Source organism: Curtobacterium sp. Leaf183, assembly GCF_001424385.1.
Taxonomy (GTDB): Bacteria; Actinomycetota; Actinomycetes; order Actinomycetales; family Microbacteriaceae; genus Curtobacterium.
Genome location: NZ_LMPO01000009.1, coordinates 426,061 through 445,024 on the forward strand (window position 1 = coordinate 426,061; position 18,964 = coordinate 445,024).

Genomic DNA, 18,964 nt, shown 5'->3' on the forward strand with positions numbered 1-18,964 from the left:
CGAGGTACTTGCCCGCCGGGCTGTCGGCCTTGATCGAGCCGGCCGGCGAGATGTGGTCGGTCGTGACCGAGTCGCCGAGCTTCGCGAGCACGCGGGCGCCGGAGATGTCCGAGACGGCGTCCGGCGTCATGGTCATGCCGTCGAAGTACGGGGGCTTCCGGACGTAGGTCGACTCGGTGTCCCACTCGAACGTGTCACCGGTCGGGGTCGGCAGGTTCTTCCAGCGGTCGTCACCCTCGAACACGGAGCCGTACTCGTGGGTGAACATCTCGGTGTCGATCGAGGTGTCGATGACCTGCTGCACCTCGGCCGCGTCGGGCCAGATGTCGGCGAGGTAGACGTCGTTGCCGTCCTTGTCCTGCCCCAGGGCGTCCTTGTCGAAGTCGAAGTGCATCGACCCGGCCAGGGCGTAGGCGATGACCAGCGGCGGCGACGCCAGGTAGTTCATCTTGACGTCGGGGTTGATGCGCCCCTCGAAGTTGCGGTTGCCCGACAGCACCGCGGTGACGGCGAGGTCGTTGTCCTGGACCGCCTGCGAGATCTCCTCGGGCAGCGGGCCCGAGTTGCCGATGCAGGTGGTGCAGCCGTAGCCGACCGTGTAGAAGCCGAGGTCCTCGAGGTAGCTGGTCAGTCCGGCCTTCTCGTAGTAGTCCGTGACGACCTTGGAACCCGGCGCGAGGGTGGTCTTGACCCACGGCTTGGCCGTGAGGCCCTTCTGGGCGGCGTTCCGCGCGAGGATGCCGGCGGCCATCATGACCGACGGGTTCGAGGTGTTCGTGCACGAGGTGATCGCGGCGATCGCGACGGCGCCGTGGTCGATCGTGAACGGCGCGCCGTCGGCGATCGCGACCGACGTCGGCTTGGAGGCCGTCGTCGGAGCGCTGGACGCGTGCGCAGGGACCTCGGAGGGCTGCGCGGAGTCGGTGTCCTCGACCGCGTGCTCGTCGCCGGGAGCAGCGGCAACCGGGTCGGACGCCGGGAACGTGTCCGCGACGGCCTTGTCCTCTTCGGTGTGGTCGATGCTGGCGTAGTTCGCGAGGTCGACCTCGAACTGGTCCTTCGCCCGCGACAGCTCGATGCGGTCCTGCGGACGCTTCGGGCCGGAGATGGAGGGCACGACCGTGGACAGGTCGAGTTCCATGTACTCGGAGTAGTTCGGCTCGACCGAGGCGTCGTGCCACAGCCCCTGGGTCTTGGCGTACGCCTCGACCAGGGCGATCTGGGACTCGTCGCGACCGGTCAGGCGCAGGTAGTCCAGCGTGACGTCGTCGACCGGGAAGATCGCGGCGGTGGAGCCGAACTCCGGGGACATGTTGCCGATGGTGGCGCGGTTCGCCAGCGGCACGGCACTGACGCCCTCGCCGTAGAACTCGACGAACTTGCCGACGACACCGTGCTTGCGGAGTTCCTGCGTGATGGTGAGCACCACGTCGGTCGCCGTCACACCGGCGGGGATCTCGCCGGAGAGCTTGAAGCCGACGACCTTCGGGATCAGCATCGACACCGGCTGACCGAGCATCGCTGCCTCGGCCTCGATGCCGCCGACGCCCCAACCGAGCACGCCGAGGCCGTTCACCATCGTGGTGTGGGAGTCGGTGCCGACCAGGGTGTCCGGGTAGGCGTAGGTCTCGCCGTCGAAGTCGCGCGTGTAGGTGACCTTCGCCAGGTACTCGATGTTGACCTGGTGGACGATGCCGGTGCCCGGCGGGACGACCTTGAAGTCCTCGAACGCGGTCTGGCCCCAGCGGAGGAACTGGTAGCGCTCCCCGTTGCGCTCGTACTCGAGGTCGGTGTTGCGCTGCAGGGCGTCCGTGCTGCCGAACAGGTCGGCGATGACGGAGTGGTCGATGACCATCTCGGCCGGGGACAGCGGGTTGATCTTGTTCGGGTCGCCGCCGATGTCAGCCATGGCCTCGCGCATCGTGGCGAGGTCGACGATGCACGGCACGCCGGTGAAGTCCTGCATCACGACGCGCGCCGGCGAGAACTGGATCTCGGTGTCCGGGTCGGCCTCGGGGCGCCAGGAGCCGAGCGAGCGGATCTGGTCGGCCGTGACGTTCTTGCCGTCCTCGGTGCGCAGGAGGTTCTCGAGCAGCACCTTGAGGCTGTACGGGAGCTTCTCGTGGCCGGGGACGGCGTCGATCCGGTGGATCGCGTAGTCGACACCCCCGACCGACAACGTGTCCTTCGAGCCGAAGCTGTTGACTGCAGCCACTGTGCCGCCTCCTGAGTTCGTCGGTGAGCCCCCATCCAAGCGGGCCGCGGAGCGTCCCACCAGCAAGGCAAACCTAATCCCGCGACCGGTGGACCGCCCGGGGAAACTGTCTTGATGTCGAGAGAACTCTACACCGCGGCAGCGTCGTCGGCGGTCTCCTCGCGGTGGAACACGGTGCGGACGAGCAGCCACGTCACCCAGAGCAGGGCGGCGTACAGCGGCACCCCGGTGATGAGCTTGATGCCGGCGAGCAGTTCGACCTGCGCGGTCAGGTACAGCGGGATCTCGATGACCAGGCGGACCGCGAACAGACCGACCCACATCCACGTGGCGACGGTCAGCACGCGCCGCTTCGCCCGGTCCGCACGCCAGTCCTGGTGGCTGCCGTCGGCGTTCGGCGGCAGCAGGAACCCGACGATGACGCCGATCAACGGTCGGCGCACCGCGAGCGACACCAGCAGTCCGACCAGACACGCGACGTTGATGAGGATGCCCGGGATGAAGTTGCTCTCGGCCTTGCCCGTGATGAGCGCGAGCCCCGCCGAGATCGCGACGCCGAGGATCCCGGCGAAGGACATCGCCAGCGACTGCCGCTGCACGAGTCGGACGACCACGAACACGAACCCGACGGCGACCGGGATCAGCACGCTCGGGACGAGCTCCTTCGTGACCGCGTAGACCACCAGGAAGGCGAACCCGGGCAGCACCGACTCGGCGATGCCGCGCGCGCCGCCGATCGCCGTCACCAGGGCCTGACCCGTCGGGGCCTCGCCCGGAGCCACCTGGCCGATGCCGGCCTTGCGGGCGGCGTCGCGCAGCTGCGCGTTCAGGGAGACGGGTGCCTCGCGCTCGTCGCGGAGCGGATCCGACGTGCCGGGCGCGCCGTGGGACGCGCCCGTCTCGGGGTCAGCAGGGTCGGGACGGTCCGGCACCGGGCCTCCAGGAGGTGTCGTCGAGCGGGTCAGATGGCCGACTGCGTCGACTTCGGCATGTGCAGCGGGATCAGGTCGCGGGGCGGCATCGGCGTGCCGCCGCGCACCACGACGACGCTGCGGAAGAGCTCTTCGATCTCGTCGGCGTCGTCCGGCTGCTCGGCGGCCTTGCCGGCGATGACACCGCGCAGGAACCAGCGCGGTCCGTCGACGCCGATGAAACGCGCCGGACGTTCGCCGGCGACACCGCCGTCACCGTCGACCATGACGGGGACGGAAGCACGGAGCTCGGGTCCGAACGGCCCGTCGACCTCGGTCACGGAGCCGCCCTGCCGCTCGATCTGCTCGGCGATCTGCGCGCGGATCTCGTGCCACAGGCCCGTGGAACGCGGTGCGGCGAACGGCTGGACCTGCAGCGTGGACTCGTCGTAGTCGAGCCCGACCGCGACGACGCGCTGCGAACCCTCCTCGACCTCGAGGCGCAGGTGCAGCCCCTCGCGCGGCAGGATCTTGACGCCACCCAGGTCGACGTAGGGACGGACCGGGTTGGCCTCGGTCTCGTCGAGCGGGCCCACTTCCTCGCGGTCGGCCGGCGCGGACTTGCCCGTGGGCGCCACTGCCACGACCTCGTCGAGGCCGGCGTCGGCCTGGTCCGCGATGTCGACCTCGGGAGAGGTCTCCGCCATCTCGACGTCGCCGGTGACCTGCTCGGCCACCTCGACCTCGTCACGCTTGCGTCGCCCGATCCTCATCGCTGCGTTCCTTCCTGCTCGTTCGTGACACCGTAGCCCGACGAGCCGAACCCGCCCCGACCACGGACGCTGTCCGGCAGGGTGTCGACCCGGGTGAAGACCGCCTGGGCCACCGGCATGACGATCATCTGCGCGATCCGGTCACCGACCTGCACCGCGTAGGGGGTGGTCGCGTCGGTGTTCAGCAGCGCGACCTTGACCTCGCCGCGGTAGCCGCTGTCGACGGTGCCGGGCGCGTTGACGATCGTGATGCCGTGCTTGGCGGCGAGTCCGCTGCGCGGGACGACGAACGCGGCGTGCCCCTCGGGCAGCGCGATCGACACTCCGGTCCCGACCAGGCGGCGCTCGCCCGGCGCGAGCTCGAAGGCCTCGGTGGAGACGAGGTCCGCACCGGCGTCCCCGGGGTGGGCGTAGCCGGGAGGGTTCTCCCCGGTCCAGAGCACGTCGACTGGTTCGGTCACGTGTCGAGGGTAGTGCAGACCGTGATCGTTCCGTGACCTCAGCCGAGTCGTGGTCGAATGGTCTCGTGACCCTGTACCGCGAACGCCTCTGGGCGCCGCCGAGCCTGTACCTGGCGACGGCGCTCGTCATCCCCGCGAGCCTGCTCGTGTTCCTGCCGATCAGCATCGTGACGGGGATCATCGTCGCGGTGCTGATGGAGGTCGCCGTGCTCGTGCTGCTGTGGGTGCTCGCGCCCGTGGTCGAGGTGACGGACACCGAGTTCCGCGCGGGTCGGGCGCACCTGCCGCGCGGACTCGTCGGGGACGTCGCGGCGTTCGGCGGCGCAGAGGCGACGACCCAGCGCGGGCCGAAGCTCGACGCCCGCGCGTGGACGCTCTTCCGCGGGTACGTCCAGGGGGTCGTGCGCGTCGAGGTCAGCGACGAGGCCGACCCGACGCCGTACTGGTTGGTCAGTGTGCGGCGGCCCGACAAGGTCGTGCAGGCGCTGCAGTCCTGACGGACAGCCCGATCGGTCGGGTCGACCGGTCGGGTCGAGGGGTCGGGTCGGGTCGGCCGGTCGGGTCGTCGTGATCCGTCGAGATCCCAGAATTCTGGCATCTCGACGCCCAGAACCGGTCGATCGTGAGACCTCACCGGAACTGAGCGGCGAGTCTTGCCCCCGCGCCAGTTGCGTCGCCGCGCCAGCCCGCCACCGCGCCACGACACGAACGGGAGGCGCCCTGCCAGCTGGCAGGGCGCCTCCCGTTCGTGATTCCGTGCGTGCCCTAGAGCGCTGCGCACTCCGCGCAGACCGGGCCGAGCTTCGACTCGTGGTCGAGCTGTGAGCGGTGCTTCACGAGGAAGCACTCGACACAGGTGAACTCGTCGACCTGCGGGGGGAGCACCACGACGTCGAGGTCGACGTCGCTGAGGTCCTGTCCGGCGAGCTCGAAGCTGCCGGGGTTGTCTGAGTCGTCGTCGACGACCCCCGACATCTTGTCGGGCACGCGCTCCTTGAGGGCCTCGATCGACTCAGAATCAGAGTTGTCGTCGGTCTTCCGGGGGGCGTCGTAATCGGTGGCCATGCCCATCCATTTCTCGTATCGAGAGGTCGTCGCCGGAGATCGGCGGCGACAGTATGCAACACGCGCCACCCCGATGCAAACTGAGCGTCGAGTGGCTCGTCTGGGCGTGCAACCGGCCGGTGGTGCGGTCCATTCCCGCAGTCCCTGAAACGTGCGCGGCACGCCCGTGCGCCTCCCCGGGATCGGCCCTCGCGCGCTGCATACTTCCCGGGTACGACGCACGACCACGTGACGCTCGGAAGGCGGAACCATGCAAGACGTGAGAGTCATCGGAGTGGAATCCGGGGCACTCCTGCTCGCGACCGACGGCGGCAGCGAGTTCCGCTTGCCCGTCACCTCGGCACTGCCGGGACAGGTCCGGCAGGCGAACCCCGAGGGCACACCGCAGAAGCGCGTGTCCCCGAAGGACGTCCAGGCACGGATCCGTGGCGGTGCCGACGCGGCCGACGTCGCAGCAGCCCTCGACGTCGACGTCGAGTACGTCCGGCGCTTCGAGGGCCCCGTGCTCGCCGAGCGCGCCTTCATCCTCGACGCCGCACGCCGTGTGTCCGTCACACCCACCGACGACGCGGCACCCGACACGTTCGGGGAGGCGATCACCACCCGGCTCGAGGCGGGCGAGGCATCGTCCGTCGACTGGTCGAGCTGGAAGCACGTGGAGAACGGCTGGACCGTCCAGGTCCGCTACACCGCCACCGAGGTCGAGCACGACGCCCAGTGGCGTTTCGACCCGAAGACGTCGACGCTCACGCCCGAGAACGGCGACGCCCACCGCCTGTCCCACACCGAGGACGACGGCATCGCGCCCCGGTTGCGCGCCGTCGAACCGACCCAGCAGGACACCGACGGCACCCGCTTCGACTCCGGCGCCTTCCGCGTCGACGAGCCCGACGAGGACGTCACCAACCCCGACGTCGCCGAGCGTGCGCCGCTCCGTCCGCCGCTCCCCCGCATCGGCTCCGCCCAGATCGAGGAGCGCGCCCCCGGCAACGAGACCGCTGACCTGCTCGAGGCCCTCCGCCGTCGCCGCGGTGAGCGCGAGTCGGTCGCCTTCGCCGAGCAGCCCCAGGACGAGTCGCGCAGCGCGGTGAGCGTCGTCGACATCCCCCTGCAGGGCTTCGAGGACACCGCGGACACCGGGCCGCAGCCGGACGCACGCCCGTCGTCCGCGCCGGACGCCGAGGCGCGTCAGGAGCGCAAGAAGCGCTCGCGCCGCTCGATGCCGAGCTGGGACGAGATCGTGTTCGGCACGCGCCCCGACGACGACATGGCCTGACGCACACCCGCACCCGCGCGCGCCGCCACAAGGCGACGACATGGCCTGAGCCAGACACACTGGAGGCCCGCCCCGCCCCGGTCGCGCATGACGCGTGACCGGGGCGGTCGCGTTCCACCCCCGGGTCAGGTGGCGAAGGCGCCGGCCAGGCGCAGGGGCACGCCGACCTCGTCGTCCGTCAGCGCGCCGTGCTGGCCGATCATCCGCTTCGGGTCCTTGCGCGGGTCGAGCTGCCGGTCGTCGTTGAACGCCCACGACCCCCGCGCCACGACCAGGACGTCCCCGATCCGCGGCAGCACGTCGTCGGTCACCGCACCGAACCACCCGGCGGACACGGCCTCGTCGCGGCTCGCCACGATCGCCCGCTTGCCGACCGAGGCACGCCAGGCGTCGACGAGCGCGGGCACGTCGGTACCCGGCGCCACCGTCAGCTGTCGGCAGCGCGGGTCGCCCGCGACGCCGACCACGTCGACGAGCAGCTCCGGGTCCATCGCGACGTTCGCGTCGTCCGGCACGTCGAGCACGCCGTGGTCCGCCGTGACGAGGACCCCGACGTCCGGTGTGACGCGTGCGTCGAGCCGGGCGAGTTCGCCGTCGAGCAGTTCGAGGGCCGCGGTCCACCGGTCGGACTGCCACCCGTGCTTGTGCCCGATCGAGTCGAGTTCCGGCACGTAGAGGTAGACCAGGCTGCGGCCGCCCACGGTCTCGGCGATCGCGGCGTCGACCCGCTCGGGGATCGAGTCCGCCCCGACGTACCGGGCGCCGCCGAGCACGTTCGCCGTCATCCCCGACGAGCGGTACCGCGCCGGCCCGACCACGACGGGGTCGACCCCGAGCGTCGCCGCCGCCGTGAACAGCGTGGTCGAGCGCAGCCACCCGGCCGGGACCTCGTCGTCCCACCCGCTGAGCAGGTTCATCACCGTGCCGGTGTCCGGGTTCCAGCCGCTGTAGCCGACGACCCCGTGGGTGCCGGGCGACCGACCGGTCGTGAGCGTCGACAGTGCCGCCGCGGTCGTCGTCGGGAAGCCGCTCCGCAGCCGCCGCTTGGTGGCGGCGAGGAACCGGGCGTGTCCGGAGCGCGCGCTCAGCGCGTTGGCCCCCAGGCCGTCGACCAGCACGACGATCGCGGAACGGGCGGGGCGGAGGGCGATCCGGGCCTCCAGGCCGTTGGTGCGCAACCACGTGTCGTCCGCGGCGCCGAGCGCGACGAGGCAACTCGGGAGGACGTCGGCGAGGTTCGCGGTGTCGTCGGGTGTCGTCGGTACGCTGGTTGCCATCCCCATGAGTCTCCCAGATCACACTGGGGTTGCAGGAAGGTGCCATGGCACGCACGGACGCAGTCGGCCTCCCCGACGGTGAGCGCATCGAGGACGTCGACGTCTCCGAGGAGATGCAGGGCTCCTTCCTCGAGTACGCGTACTCCGTCATCTACTCGCGGGCGCTCCCCGACGCCCGTGACGGCCTGAAGCCCGTGCAGCGGCGCATCCTGTACCAGATGGCCGAGATGGGCCTGCGCCCCGACCGGGGTCACGTCAAGAGCGCCCGCGTCACCGGCGAGGTCATGGGCAAGCTGCACCCGCACGGCGACGGCGCGATCTACGACGCCCTGGTCCGCCTGGCCCAGCCGTTCACCATGCGTGTGCCGCTCATCGACGGGCACGGCAACTTCGGCTCGCTCGACGACGGGCCCGCCGCCGCGCGGTACACCGAGGCGCGTCTGGCCGAACCGTCGATGGCGATGACCGAGGGCCTCGGCGAAGACGTCGTCGACTTCGTCCCGAACTACGACAACCAGATCATGCAGCCCGGCGTGCTGCCCGCCGCGTTCCCGAACCTGCTCGTCAACGGCGCCTCGGGCATCGCGGTCGGCATGGCGACGAACATGGCGCCGCACAACCTCGGCGAGGTGGTCGAGGCAGCCAAGCACCTGCTCATGAACCCGCAAGCCTCGCTCGAGGAACTGATGGAGTACGTGCCGGGCCCCGACCTGCCCTCGGGCGGCACGATCGTCGGACTGTCGGGTGTGCGGGACGCCTACGCCACGGGTCGCGGGACGTTCCGCACGCGGGCCAAGGTCGCGGTGGAGAACCTCACCCCCCGCAAGACCGGTCTGGTCGTCACCGAGCTGCCGTACCTGGTCGGGCCCGAGCGGGTCATCGAGAAGATCAAGGACGGCGTCCAGGCCAAGAAGCTCGTCGGGATCTCCGACGTCAACGACCTGACCGACCGCAACCACGGGCTCCGGCTGGTCATCGGCATCAAGTCCGGCTTCAACGCCACCGCCGTGCTCGAGCAGCTCTACAAGCACACGCCCCTCGAAGAGGGCTTCGGCATCAACAACGTCGCCCTGGTCGGCGGGTCGCCCCGGACCCTGGGGCTGCGCGAGCTGCTCGACGTCTACGTGCAGCACCGGCTCTCCGTCGTCACGCGGCGGTCGGAGTACCGCCTGGCTCGGCGTCGTGAGCGGCTGCACCTGGTCGAGGGGCTGCTGGTCGCGATCCTCGACATCGACGAGGTCATCGAGGTCATCCGGTCCTCGGACGACTCCGAAGCGGCACGCACCCGACTGCAGGACGTCTTCGACCTGTCCGAAGTGCAGGCCGAGTACATCCTCGAACTGCGACTCCGCCGCCTGACCAAGTTCTCGCGCCTCGAGCTCGAGGGCGAGCGCGACCAGCTGCTCGCCGACATCGCGGCGCTCGAGGAGCTGCTGGCGTCCGACGAGCGCCTGCGCGCGCAGGTCGCCCTCGAGCTCACCGAGGTGTCGGACAAGTTCGCGACCCCGCGTCGCACCCTGCTGACCGAGGCCGACGCACCCGTGCGCGGCGGCAAGAAGGCCGTCGTCGACCCGGAGTCCCTGCAGGTCGCCGACGCCCCGTGCCGTGTGCTGCTCTCCACCACGGGCCGGATCATCCGCGTCGACGTCGCACCGTCCGAACTCGATGTGGTCCGGGTGCCGAAGCGCTCGAAGCACGACGCGGTCCTGTCCTCGGTCCTCAGCACCGTGCGCGGGCAGGTCGGCGCGCTGACGGCCACCGGACGCATCGTGCGGTTCTCCCCCGTCGACGTCCCGGCGGTCCCTCCGGCGGCGGTCCGTCTCGACGCCGGCGTGCGCATCAATGACTACCTCGGCATCCCCCGCTCCGAAGCGGTCGTCGCGGTCGTCGACCTCGGCGCCGCGACCGAGCACTCGCTCGCGATCGGCACGGCGCAGGGCGTCGTCAAGCGCGTGGTCCCCGGGGCCTGGCCGGACAAGCCCGAGTTCCCCGCGATCGGGCTCAAGCCCGGCGACCGGGTCGTCGGCGCCGCGCAGTCCCCCGAGAGCGACGACCTGGTGTTCGTCACCTCGAACGCCCAACTGCTGCGCTTCGGTGCGGCCGCCGTCCGCCCGCAGGGGCTCCCGGCGGGTGGTGTCGCCGGTGTCGCGCTGGCGTCCGGCGCGTCCGTGATCTGGTTCGGCGCGGTCACCCCGTCCGAGGACGCGGTGGTCGCCACCGTGTCCACGTCCTCGTCGGCGCTGCCCGGCACCGAGACCGGCCGCGCCAAGCTGTCATCCCTCGCTGAGTTCCCCGCGAAGGGCCGCGCGACCCAGGGGGTCCGGGCGCACGCGTTCCTCAAGGGCGAGGACGGCCTGACGGTCGGGTGGGCGGGCATCGCGCCGCCCCACGCCGTCGGTGCCGATGGTGCAGCCCGCACCCTGCCGGACTGGATGTCGAAGCGCGACGGGTCCGGCAGCCCGCTCGACGCCGAGGTCGCGACGATCGGCGGGAGTGCCGCCGCGCTGGACGGCACGCGCGGCGAGGCGTAGCGCCCGGGCTGTCGCTGTCTGCTCCAGACACCTCGCTCTGCTCCGGACGCCGCTGTCCCCGGCGGCGTCTCGGGATCGCAGCGGCGCCTCGGGATCGCGGCGGCGCCTCGGGAGCGCGGTGGCGCCTCGGCAGGGCTGGCCGGCGCGTCAGACGTCGATGCGGTCGCGGTCCAGGCCCTCGCCGGCCAGGATGAACTCCTTGCGCGGCGCGACGTCGTTGCCCATGAGCAGTTCGAAGACCTTCGCGGCCCCCTCGGCATCGCTGACGTTGACCCGGCGCAGCGTGCGGTGCGTGCGGTCCATCGTGGTCTCCGCCAGCTGGTCCGCGTCCATCTCGCCGAGGCCCTTGTACCGCTGGATCGGCTCCTGGTACTTCTTGCCCGACTTCACGAGCTTCTTGAGCAGCGTCTGGAGTTCCTGTTCGGAGTACGTGTACAGCGTGTCGTTCGGCTTGCCCCGGTTCACCACGACGACCCGGTGCAGCGGCGGGACCGCGGCGAACACGCGCCCCTGCTCGATCATCGGTCGCATGTACCGGAAGAACAGGGTCAGCAGCAGCGTGCGGATGTGGGCACCGTCGACGTCGGCGTCCGACATGATGATGACCTTGCCGTACCGGGCCTGGTCGAGCTCGAACGTCCGACCCGAGCCCGCGCCGATGACCTGGATGATCGACGCGCACTCGGCGTTGCCGAGCATGTCCGACACCGACGCCTTCTGCACGTTGAGGATCTTGCCGCGGATGGGCAGCAGCGCCTGGTACTCGCTGTTGCGCGCGAGCTTGGCGGTACCGAGCGCGGAGTCACCCTCGACGATGAAGAGCTCCGTGCCCTCGACGTCGTTCGACCGGCAGTCGGCGAGCTTCGTCGGCAACGAGGAGTTCTCGAGCGCGTTCTTGCGTCGCTGGGTCTCCTTGTGGGCACGCGCCGAGATGCGGGACTTCATCTCGGAGACGACCTTCTCGAGCAGGATCGCCGCCTGGGCCTTCTCGGTGCGCTGCGTCGAGGTGAGGATCTCGGTGATGCGCTTCGACACGACCTGGTCGACGATCTTGCGAACCGCCGGGGTGCCGAGGACCTCTTTGGTCTGGCCCTCGAACTGCGGTTCCGGCAGCCGGACGGTCAGCACGGCGGTCATGCCGGCCAGGACGTCGTCCTTGTCGAGCTTGTCCTGGCCCACCTTGAGCTTGCGGGCGTTGGCCTCGACCTGGGTGCGGACGGCCTTCATCAGGCCGCTCTCGAACCCGGCCTGGTGGGTGCCGCCCTTCGGGGTCGCGATGATGTTCACGAAGCTGCGGAAGACGGTCTCGTAGCCGCCGCCCCACCGGAGCGCCAGGTCGACCTCGCACGAGCGCTCGACTTCGGTGGACACCATGTGCCCCTTGTCGTCGAGCATCGGGACGGTCTCGGTGAAGGTGCCGGTGCCCTGCACGCGCCAGACGTCGGTGATCGCGGTGTCCGGGGCGAGGTGCTCGACGAACTCGCCGATGCCGCCCTCGTACCGGAAGCGCTCGACGACGGGGCCGGCGACGGCGTCGGTGCCCGTGGCCTCGGCGCGCGCGGCCGCAGCCTGGATGGCCGCGGGACGCTCGTCCGTGATGGTCAGGCCGAGGCCGGGCACCAGGAACGCCGTCTGGCGCGCGCGGTTCACCAGGTCGTCCATGCTGAAGGCGGCGTCCTTCGTGAAGATCTGCCGGTCCGCCCAGTAGCGGATCCGCGACCCGGTCACGCCGCGCTTGACCTTGCCGACGACACGCAGTTCGCTGCCCGAGGTGAACGGCGCGAACGGGGCGTCCGGGCCGATGCCGGCGGCGTCGTCGAAGATGCCCGGCTCGCCGCGGTGGAACGACATGGCGTAGGTCTTGCCGCCACGGTCGACCTCGACGTCGAGGCGCTCCGACAGCGCGTTGACGACCGAAGCGCCCACGCCGTGCAGCCCGCCCGACGCCGCGTAGGACCCCGAGCCGAACTTGCCGCCGGCGTGCAGTTTCGTGAAGACGACCTCGACGCCCGTCAGACCCGTCTTGGGCTCGACGTCGACCGGGATGCCGCGCGCCGTGTCGGTGACCTGGACGGAGCCGTCCGGGAAGAGCCGCACCCCGATCTCGTCACCGTGCCCGGCCAGCGCTTCGTCGACGGAGTTGTCGATGATCTCCCACAGGCAGTGCATCAGGCCCCGGGAGTCGGTCGACCCGATGTACATGCCGGGACGCTTCCGAACGGCCTCGAGTCCTTCGAGGACGGAGAGATGACGTGCGGAGTAGTCGGAGCTCACCTCCCGAGCGTACCGAGCGGCGGGGACAGACCCGTGCTGACACTCGCCTGACACCCGCTCTGGGGACGATCGATCCGCGCTCAGCGAAATGGCCCGCCACAATGCGCGGCATTCAGGCTGCACGTGTTGGAATGGGTCAACCAACCCGCAGCAGTGCGAGTTGTCACCCGCACCCCTGCGATCCGTGAGGAGCACAGCAATGACCCAGACCGTGCAGGACCTCTCCATCGACGAACTCGGCAACAACCAGCTCACGGCTGCCGACCGTTGCGACAGCTGCGGAGCGCAGGCATACATCCGCGCCACCATGGCCAGCGGCGAACTGTTCTTCTGCGCCCACCACGGCGCCGAGTTCAAGGACAAGCTCGCGGCGACCGCCATCGAGTGGCACGACGAGAGCAGCCGACTCCGCGAGTCGAAGTAGTCGCGACCCGACACAGTGATCGCGATCCGACACACAGACAGGAGGCGCGGTGCCAGCTTGCACCGCGCCTCCTGTCTGTCTGCGGCCGGGTCTGTCCGCGGTCGCGATCAGGCGATGCGCTTGAACGCCTTGTCGACGTACCGGTCGACCGTGGCCCGCGCTTCGCGCGCGTACCGGTCGATGTCGGCGGTGCGCTCGGCGTCGGGTGCGTAGTCGCGTCCGAGCCGTGCAGCCGCCGCTGCGAGCACCGCGTCGGTCAGCGCCGGGTTGAGCGGCAGGAGCGGCCCCTGGGCGTGGGAGCCGAACGAGGAGCCCGAGATCGCGCCCTCGACCGGCTGCCCAGCCTGGTTGCCACCACCCGAGACGACGTCGGCGAACGGCGTGACGCCGCTGCCGAGTTCCATCTTCGTGGCGTGGTCCTCGAACGCGGCCAGCCGCCTGTCGGCGCCGGGGAGCAACGGGTAGCGGGTCTCGAGCACGAAGTAGTTCACCCGGCGCTCGGCACCTCGGACGGCCCGCGCGTCGAACACGCCGAACCCCTCGACGGGCGCGCCGTCCGTCGGGACGACCTGGTTCGTGGCCAGGTCGAAGCCACCCCCGACGGCCACGACTGGCACACCGGCTGCGGCGAACTCACGGAGCGGACCACCGATGCGGGTCACGTCGGGCCCGAGGGAGCGCATCGCGCTGAGCGGTCCGTTGCCCACCACGACGACGTCGGCCTCGGTGGGCAGCGCATCGCCGGGGGCGTACTCGAGCACCTGGGTCGCCAGGTCGGCGGCAGCCGCACGGCGGGTCAGTGCGACCACGTTGCCACGGTCCCCCGACACCCCCATCTGCCGCGGGTACACGTGCAGGATGGTCAGGCGATCGGCCGTCATGCGGTCTTCTCCAGGTCCGGGTGGCCCAGCGCCTTGCGGGCGATCATCATGATCTCGTAGTTGACGATGAAGTTCTTCGTGCCGGACGTCGTCGACCCGAGCTGCTGCATGTGCTTGATCGCCGCCTCGACGTCGGGCTCGACCCTGCCGATGCGGACGCCGGCGTGCTCGAGGGCGATCGCGATCTGCCAGGCCTTGTCCCCCGACACCACGTCGACGTGGTCGAGCTTCGAGAAGTCGATGTCGTAGATCCACGAGATGTCCGGCGTGCCCTCGTCGATCGCCATGAGCACCTGTTCCGGGTGGTCGGGCAGGGCATCGAGGTTGAGCTGCAGGCTCGCGGCGTTCTTGAACATCGTGAACTCGGCGGACTCGCCCGCGATGGGGAGTCGCTCTCCGCGGCCGTAGGCGGGCTTCATCGTCGAGAAGGCCCGCGTGACGGCGGCCGCCTGGAACTGCGAGCCGAGCGCGGCGCTGGCCGTCGCCGTGGCCGCTGCGGCGTCGACCGCGTAGTGCAGGCCCCGCGCGGGCAGGCGGACGGCGATGTCGGCACCGGCGAACGCGATCGTGGCGGCGTCCCCCGTGTGCGCGGTCACCTCGGCGTCGATCGTCGTCGCGGTGGCGTCGGCACGGTCGAAGTCGTCGGCGTTCTGCAGGCCGTTCGGGCTGGCGGCGACGACGTCGGCACTCGCGCCGAAGCGGAGCACGCGCTGGCCGTCGACCCCGACGTAGGCGTCGAGGAACTGGTCGTCGTGGTTGGTGATGACGTTCGCCGTCGACAGCGCGGCGGTGTCGAGCATCATGGTCGCCACGCGCTCGGTCTCGAAGAAGCGGTAGAGCTGGTCCACCTGCACGTTGAGCATCGTCACCGTCGAGGGCGACAGGATGCCGGCGAGCTCGACCGCGAAGGCCTCGTCCACCTCGAGGATGCCGATGTCCGCCTTGAGCTTGCCGCCGAGCGACACCTCGGACAGCAGCGCCGACGCGATGCCCTGCGGCAGGTTCGCACCGGACGGGTTCGTGAACACCCGCAGGCCGTGTGCACGCACGATGTCGGAGATCATGTGCGTCGTCGTCGACTTGCCGTTCGACCCCAGGACGAACACGACACCGTTCGGGAACTGCTTCGTGACGTGCTGCAGGAAGTCCGGCACGAGCTTCAGCACGATGAAGCCGGGGTACGCGGACCCTCCGCCCCGGGCACGAGCCAGGGCGCGGAGGACCCGCCCGATCAGGATCGGGATGAAGAAACGCACGTGCGGCCTACTCGAGGTAGTCGCGCAGCGACTGCGACCGCGACGGGTGGCGCAGCTTCGCCATCGTCTTGGACTCGATCTGGCGGATGCGCTCACGCGTCACGCCGAACGTGTCACCGATCTGGTCGAGCGTCTTCGGCTGGCCGTCACCCAGACCGAAGCGCATGCGGATGACGCCCGCCTCGCGCTCCGACAGGGAGTCGAGCAGGCTCTCGAGCTGCTTCTGCAGCATCGTGAAGCCCACCGCGTCGGCCGGCACCACTGCCTCGGTGTCCTCGATGAGGTCACCGAACTCGGAGTCGCCGTCTTCACCCAGCGGGGTGTGGAGCGAGATCGGCTCGCGGCCGTACTTCTGGACCTCGACGACCTTCTCCGGGGTCATGTCGAGTTCGCGTGCGAGCTCTTCCGGCGTGGGCTCGCGGCCCAGGTCCTGCAGCATCTGCCGCTGGACACGCGCGAGCTTGTTGATGACCTCGACCATGTGCACCGGGATGCGGATGGTGCGGGCCTGGTCGGCCATGGCGCGGGTGATCGCCTGGCGGATCCACCAGGTGGCGTAGGTCGAGAACTTGAAGCCCTTGGTGTAGTCGAACTTCTCGACCGCACGGATCAGGCCCAGGTTGCCCTCTTGGATGAGGTCGAGGAACTGCATGCCGCGGCCGGTGTAGCGCTTGGCGAGCGACACGACCAGGCGGAGGTTCGCGCCGAGCAGGTGCGACTTCGCGCGCTGACCGTCCCGCGCCACCCAGCGCAGCTCGCGCTCTTCGGGCTTCGAGAGGCCGGTCGAGTGCTGCAGCTTGTCCTCGGCGAACAGGCCGGCCTCGATGCGCATCGCGAGCTCGACCTCTTGCTCGGCGTTGAGCAGTGCGACCTTGCCGATCTGCTTCAGGTAGTCCTTGACCGGGTCGGCCGTCGCACCGGTGATGGTGGTCGAGTAGACCGGTGCCTCGTCGTCGTCGGACTGCGAGATGACCAGCGCGCCGGCCGCGACGGCGTTGGCGGCCTCGACCGCAGCCGTGCGCGGCTTGTCCTCGGTGTCGTCCTCGGTGTCGTCCGTCGCGTCGACGTCGACGGGCTCGACGGGCTCGTCGTCCGCAGCGTCGTCGTCGGCTGCCTTCTTGGTCGCGGGCTTCTTGGCCGCGGCCTTCTTCGGAGCCGCCTTCTTGGCGGGGGCCTTCTTGGCCGCTGCCTTCTTCGGTGCGGCTGCGGCCTCGGTGTCCGTGGCGTCTGCCTCGGTCACCTGGTCGGTGGTGTCCTTCGTGGGATCGATCGTCGTGCTCCGGGCAGCCATGCGATCACCTCTCTCGTCATGCCACGTTGACGGGTTCGTGGCCTTCCCTCGCTGCCCAGGGCCTGCGCCGCAGTCTCCCCCGCGTCGCCGGTCCTATTCATCCGGGCAGCACTAGGACCCATGTCAAGTCCCCCGGCGAAACCGGCGCTCTGGAAGGAGCACCACTGACGGGGAACCCGATGGGTCCGTGAGTCATTATTGCACGCTCTGCTTCCGCAGGCGTGCAACGAGTGCAACCCAGAGCGGGGCCACCCGTATTCCGTCCTGGGCGTGCATCACCGCGCGGGTCCGCCGTCGAGCGTGCAGGAGCATCGCCACGCCGAAGCCCACCACGACGTACTGCACGGTCAGCGCGATCCGGAAGTTCGCCCACGCGAAGACCGTCTGGCCCGTCGCGTGGGACACCGCGTCGAGCAGGGTGCCGATGCAGAACATCATCACGAAGGCCGCCAGGAACCCGCCGACGTTCACGACGCCGTTCGCCGACCCGAGCGACCCCATCGGGTTGAACGAGCGCGCGAAGTCGAACCCGATGAGCGACCCGGGACCGCCGATGCCCATCGCGACGACGAGCAGCACGAGCAACCACGTCGGCGGGTGGCCCGGCCAGAGCAGCACCGCGGTCCACACCGCGCCGAGCAGGACGACCACGCCGAGCACCAGGTTCGACCGGCGGAGCGGGAACCGTGCACACAGGATGCCGAGCAGGGGTCCGGCGACGAACCCGACCACGACGATGACGGTCAGGAAGCCCGCCGCCTCGGTCGACGAGTACCCGAGCCCGCGCAGCATCGGGACGCCCCACAGCAGGCTGAACACCGTCCCCGACGACTGCGTGACGTAGTGCGACCAGAAGCCGAGCTGCGTGCCCGGACGACGGAGTGCGTGCCCGAACGTGTGGAAGGCCGCGGCCCAGGTGTGGTCGAGCGGCAGCGGGATGGTGTCGGTCCGGACGGGGACCGGGCCGTTCCGGACGAAGACGAACGCGAGCACCAGCCCGACCGCGCTGGCCGCAGCGGCGACCGAGAAGGCGGCGGTCCAGCCTGCGGCGTGCAGCAGCAGGGCGAACGGGAACGCCGACGCCACCTGTCCGAGCTGCCCGAGGTTGCCCGTCCACTGCGAGATCTGCGGCAGGATCCTGCCGCTGAACCACATCGGCAGCAGACGGATCACCGAGATGAAGGTCATCGCGTCCCCGGCCCCGACGAGCACGCGCCCCACGATCGCGGGCCCGATCGTCGGCGACACCGCCACGACGACCTGTCCGACCGTCAGCAGCAGCGCGCCGAGCAGCACGAGTCGGCGTGGTCCGATCCGGTCGAGTGCGATGCCGACCGGGATCTGCAGTCCGGCGTAGACGGCGATCTGCACGACCGCCAGGGTGGACAGCACGGCCGCCGACACCGCGAAGCGGTCCTGGGCGTCGACGCCGGAGACCCCGAGCGAGGACCGCTGGACGACCGCCAGCACGTAGGCGAGCACCGCGACGCCCCAGACGACGAAGGCACGGCGGGAGTTCACCCGACAAGGGTAGCGGCGCGGCCCCGCCGCCGAGGCGGCCCGTGGAGGACGCGTGCCGAGCGGACGACCTGTGGAGGGCCTCCCGTCCGGACCTCAGTCGTCGGAGCCGTCGCCGTCCACGCGGCGGTCAGCAAGGAACCGCTCCAGCTCCGCGGCGATCGCGTCGGCCGTCGGGACCTCGCCGTCGACGTTGGTGAGCGGCGAGGACACGGCGTTGCCCTCCATGTACGTGTCGTGCCGTTCCTCGAGCGCCGAGACGAGCCGCTGCAGCTCGCCGTTGCCGGCGACCTGCTCGTCGACCCGCGACAGGAACTCGCGGCCCTCTTCGCGCAGGGCGTCCGTCGGGAAGATCAGTCCGGTCGAGGCGGAGATCCCGGACAGCGCCGCGACGGCCGCGTCGGGGTACTCGGTGTCGGACAGGTAGTGCGGCACCAGCAGCACCAGCCCCGTCACCTGCTGCTCGAGCTCCGTGAGCCGGTGCTCGACCAGGTGCAGGACGTTGGCGGGCGCCTGGGTCTGCGGCTTCCAGACGCTCATCGACTCGATCAGGTCGGCCCGGGTGCCGGAGACGGTCATGTTGATCGCGCGGGTGTGCGGCACCGGCATCGGGATCGACTGCACCCACGTGGTGTCGACGACCTGCAGCTGGGCGGCCAGGTCGGTCACCGCGCGGACGAACCGGTTCCACTGGAAGTCGGGCTCGTACCCGGACAGGAACAGGAACGGCTGGCCGAGCTCGTCGCGGACCAGGTGCAGGGCGAGGCGCGGCGGTTCGACGTCGCTGATGTGGTCGTGGTCGAAGGTGATC

16 protein-coding genes are annotated in these 18,964 nt (G+C 70.3%); 4 read left to right on the plus strand and 12 right to left on the minus strand.

Annotation, left to right across the window (positions count from 1 at the left end; genetic code table 11):
- The 4 genes from ASG04_RS12945 to dut form a co-directional block, all read right to left on the minus strand.
- Nucleotides 1–2,215, minus strand: a 2,215-nt coding sequence (locus ASG04_RS12945) for an aconitate hydratase (RefSeq protein WP_414835830.1), incomplete at its 3' end; no start/stop codon positions are given.
- 128 nt (nucleotides 2,216–2,343) lie between these two features.
- The gene (locus ASG04_RS12950) at nucleotides 2,344–3,147 is read right to left on the minus strand and encodes a DUF3159 domain-containing protein (protein ID WP_056125030.1); all 804 of its coding nucleotides are present in this window, start codon (nucleotides 3,145–3,147) and stop codon (nucleotides 2,344–2,346) included.
- Between the two features lie 29 nt (nucleotides 3,148–3,176).
- Nucleotides 3,177–3,833, minus strand: coding sequence for a DUF3710 domain-containing protein (locus tag ASG04_RS12955; RefSeq protein WP_082518203.1), 657 nt, complete (start codon nucleotides 3,831–3,833; stop codon nucleotides 3,177–3,179).
- Nucleotides 3,834–3,895: 62 nt separating this feature from the next.
- Nucleotides 3,896–4,360 carry a dUTP diphosphatase gene (dut, locus tag ASG04_RS12960; protein WP_056125035.1) on the minus strand — a complete coding sequence of 155 codons (465 nt, stop codon included), beginning with the start codon at nucleotides 4,358–4,360 and terminating at the stop codon, nucleotides 3,896–3,898.
- Nucleotides 4,361–4,425: 65 nt separating this feature from the next.
- Between dut and ASG04_RS12965 the strand changes: the two genes are divergently transcribed.
- The gene (locus ASG04_RS12965) at nucleotides 4,426–4,857 is read left to right on the plus strand and encodes a DUF3093 domain-containing protein (RefSeq protein WP_056125038.1); all 432 of its coding nucleotides are present in this window, start codon (nucleotides 4,426–4,428) and stop codon (nucleotides 4,855–4,857) included.
- 268 nt (nucleotides 4,858–5,125) lie between these two features.
- Here ASG04_RS12965 and ASG04_RS12970 read toward each other — a convergent pair whose 3' ends face one another.
- Nucleotides 5,126–5,425, minus strand: coding sequence for a DUF4193 domain-containing protein (locus ASG04_RS12970; RefSeq protein ID WP_031263038.1), 300 nt, complete (start codon nucleotides 5,423–5,425; stop codon nucleotides 5,126–5,128).
- Nucleotides 5,426–5,684: 259 nt separating this feature from the next.
- Here ASG04_RS12970 and sepH point away from each other — a divergent pair, with 259 nt between their 5' ends.
- On the plus strand, nucleotides 5,685–6,701 hold the full coding sequence (gene sepH / locus ASG04_RS12975) for a septation protein SepH (RefSeq protein WP_162241725.1): 1,017 nt from the start codon (nucleotides 5,685–5,687) through the stop codon (nucleotides 6,699–6,701).
- Nucleotides 6,702–6,826: 125 nt separating this feature from the next.
- Here the strand turns inward: sepH and ASG04_RS12980 are convergent, their stop codons facing one another.
- A complete protein-coding gene (locus ASG04_RS12980; RefSeq protein WP_056125044.1) occupies nucleotides 6,827–7,978 on the minus strand; it encodes an alkaline phosphatase family protein in 1,152 nt (383 codons plus the stop codon).
- Between the two features lie 44 nt (nucleotides 7,979–8,022).
- Here ASG04_RS12980 and ASG04_RS12985 point away from each other — a divergent pair, with 44 nt between their 5' ends.
- Nucleotides 8,023–10,509, plus strand: a complete 2,487-nt coding sequence (locus ASG04_RS12985) for a DNA topoisomerase (ATP-hydrolyzing) subunit A (protein ID WP_056125047.1) — start codon at nucleotides 8,023–8,025, stop codon at nucleotides 10,507–10,509.
- A gap of 147 nt (nucleotides 10,510–10,656) precedes the next feature.
- On the opposite strand, the gene ASG04_RS12990 is transcribed toward ASG04_RS12985, so the two are convergent.
- Complete coding sequence (locus ASG04_RS12990; RefSeq protein ID WP_056125052.1) at nucleotides 10,657–12,783, minus strand: DNA gyrase/topoisomerase IV subunit B; 2,127 nt, start codon at nucleotides 12,781–12,783, stop codon at nucleotides 10,657–10,659.
- A 199-nt stretch (nucleotides 12,784–12,982) separates the two neighbouring features.
- On the opposite strand from ASG04_RS12990, the gene ASG04_RS12995 reads away from it, so the two are divergent.
- Entirely contained in the window at nucleotides 12,983–13,207 is a 225-nt protein-coding gene (locus tag ASG04_RS12995) for a hypothetical protein (RefSeq protein WP_056125057.1), read from the plus strand.
- A gap of 107 nt (nucleotides 13,208–13,314) precedes the next feature.
- Here ASG04_RS12995 and ASG04_RS13000 read toward each other — a convergent pair whose 3' ends face one another.
- The 5 genes from ASG04_RS13000 to ASG04_RS13020 form a co-directional block, all read right to left on the minus strand.
- Entirely contained in the window at nucleotides 13,315–14,088 is a 774-nt protein-coding gene (locus ASG04_RS13000; protein WP_056125061.1) for a hypothetical protein, read from the minus strand.
- On the minus strand, nucleotides 14,085–15,344 hold the full coding sequence (locus ASG04_RS13005; RefSeq protein WP_056125065.1) for a MurT ligase domain-containing protein: 1,260 nt from the start codon (nucleotides 15,342–15,344) through the stop codon (nucleotides 14,085–14,087). The genes ASG04_RS13000 and ASG04_RS13005 overlap by 4 nt, the downstream gene beginning before the upstream one ends.
- A gap of 7 nt (nucleotides 15,345–15,351) precedes the next feature.
- Complete coding sequence (locus ASG04_RS13010) at nucleotides 15,352–16,635, minus strand: RNA polymerase sigma factor (protein ID WP_082518113.1); 1,284 nt, start codon at nucleotides 16,633–16,635, stop codon at nucleotides 15,352–15,354.
- A gap of 195 nt (nucleotides 16,636–16,830) precedes the next feature.
- Nucleotides 16,831–18,156 carry an MFS transporter gene (locus ASG04_RS13015; RefSeq protein WP_056125068.1) on the minus strand — a complete coding sequence of 442 codons (1,326 nt, stop codon included), beginning with the start codon at nucleotides 18,154–18,156 and terminating at the stop codon, nucleotides 16,831–16,833.
- A 93-nt stretch (nucleotides 18,157–18,249) separates the two neighbouring features.
- The coding region (locus ASG04_RS13020; RefSeq protein WP_235515538.1) for a proteasome assembly chaperone family protein at nucleotides 18,250–18,964 on the minus strand (715 nt) is incomplete at its 5' end.

What these genes read in the sequence shown, in the direction of transcription:
- ASG04_RS13010 (WP_082518113.1), bottom strand. Translation starts at nt 16,635, where the DNA reads ATGGCTGCCCGGAGCACGACGATCGATCCCACGAAGGACACCACCGAC.
- ASG04_RS12970 (WP_031263038.1), bottom strand. Translation starts at nt 5,425, where the DNA reads ATGGCCACCGATTACGACGCCCCCCGGAAGACCGACGACAACTCTGAT.
- ASG04_RS12985 (WP_056125047.1), top strand. Translation starts at nt 8,023, where the DNA reads ATGGCACGCACGGACGCAGTCGGCCTCCCCGACGGTGAGCGCATCGAG.
- ASG04_RS13000 (WP_056125061.1), bottom strand. Translation starts at nt 14,088, where the DNA reads ATGACGGCCGATCGCCTGACCATCCTGCACGTGTACCCGCGGCAGATG.
- ASG04_RS12980 (WP_056125044.1), bottom strand. Translation starts at nt 7,978, where the DNA reads ATGGCAACCAGCGTACCGACGACACCCGACGACACCGCGAACCTCGCC.
- ASG04_RS12995 (WP_056125057.1), top strand. Translation starts at nt 12,983, where the DNA reads ATGACCCAGACCGTGCAGGACCTCTCCATCGACGAACTCGGCAACAAC.
- ASG04_RS12955 (WP_082518203.1), bottom strand. Translation starts at nt 3,833, where the DNA reads ATGGCGGAGACCTCTCCCGAGGTCGACATCGCGGACCAGGCCGACGCC.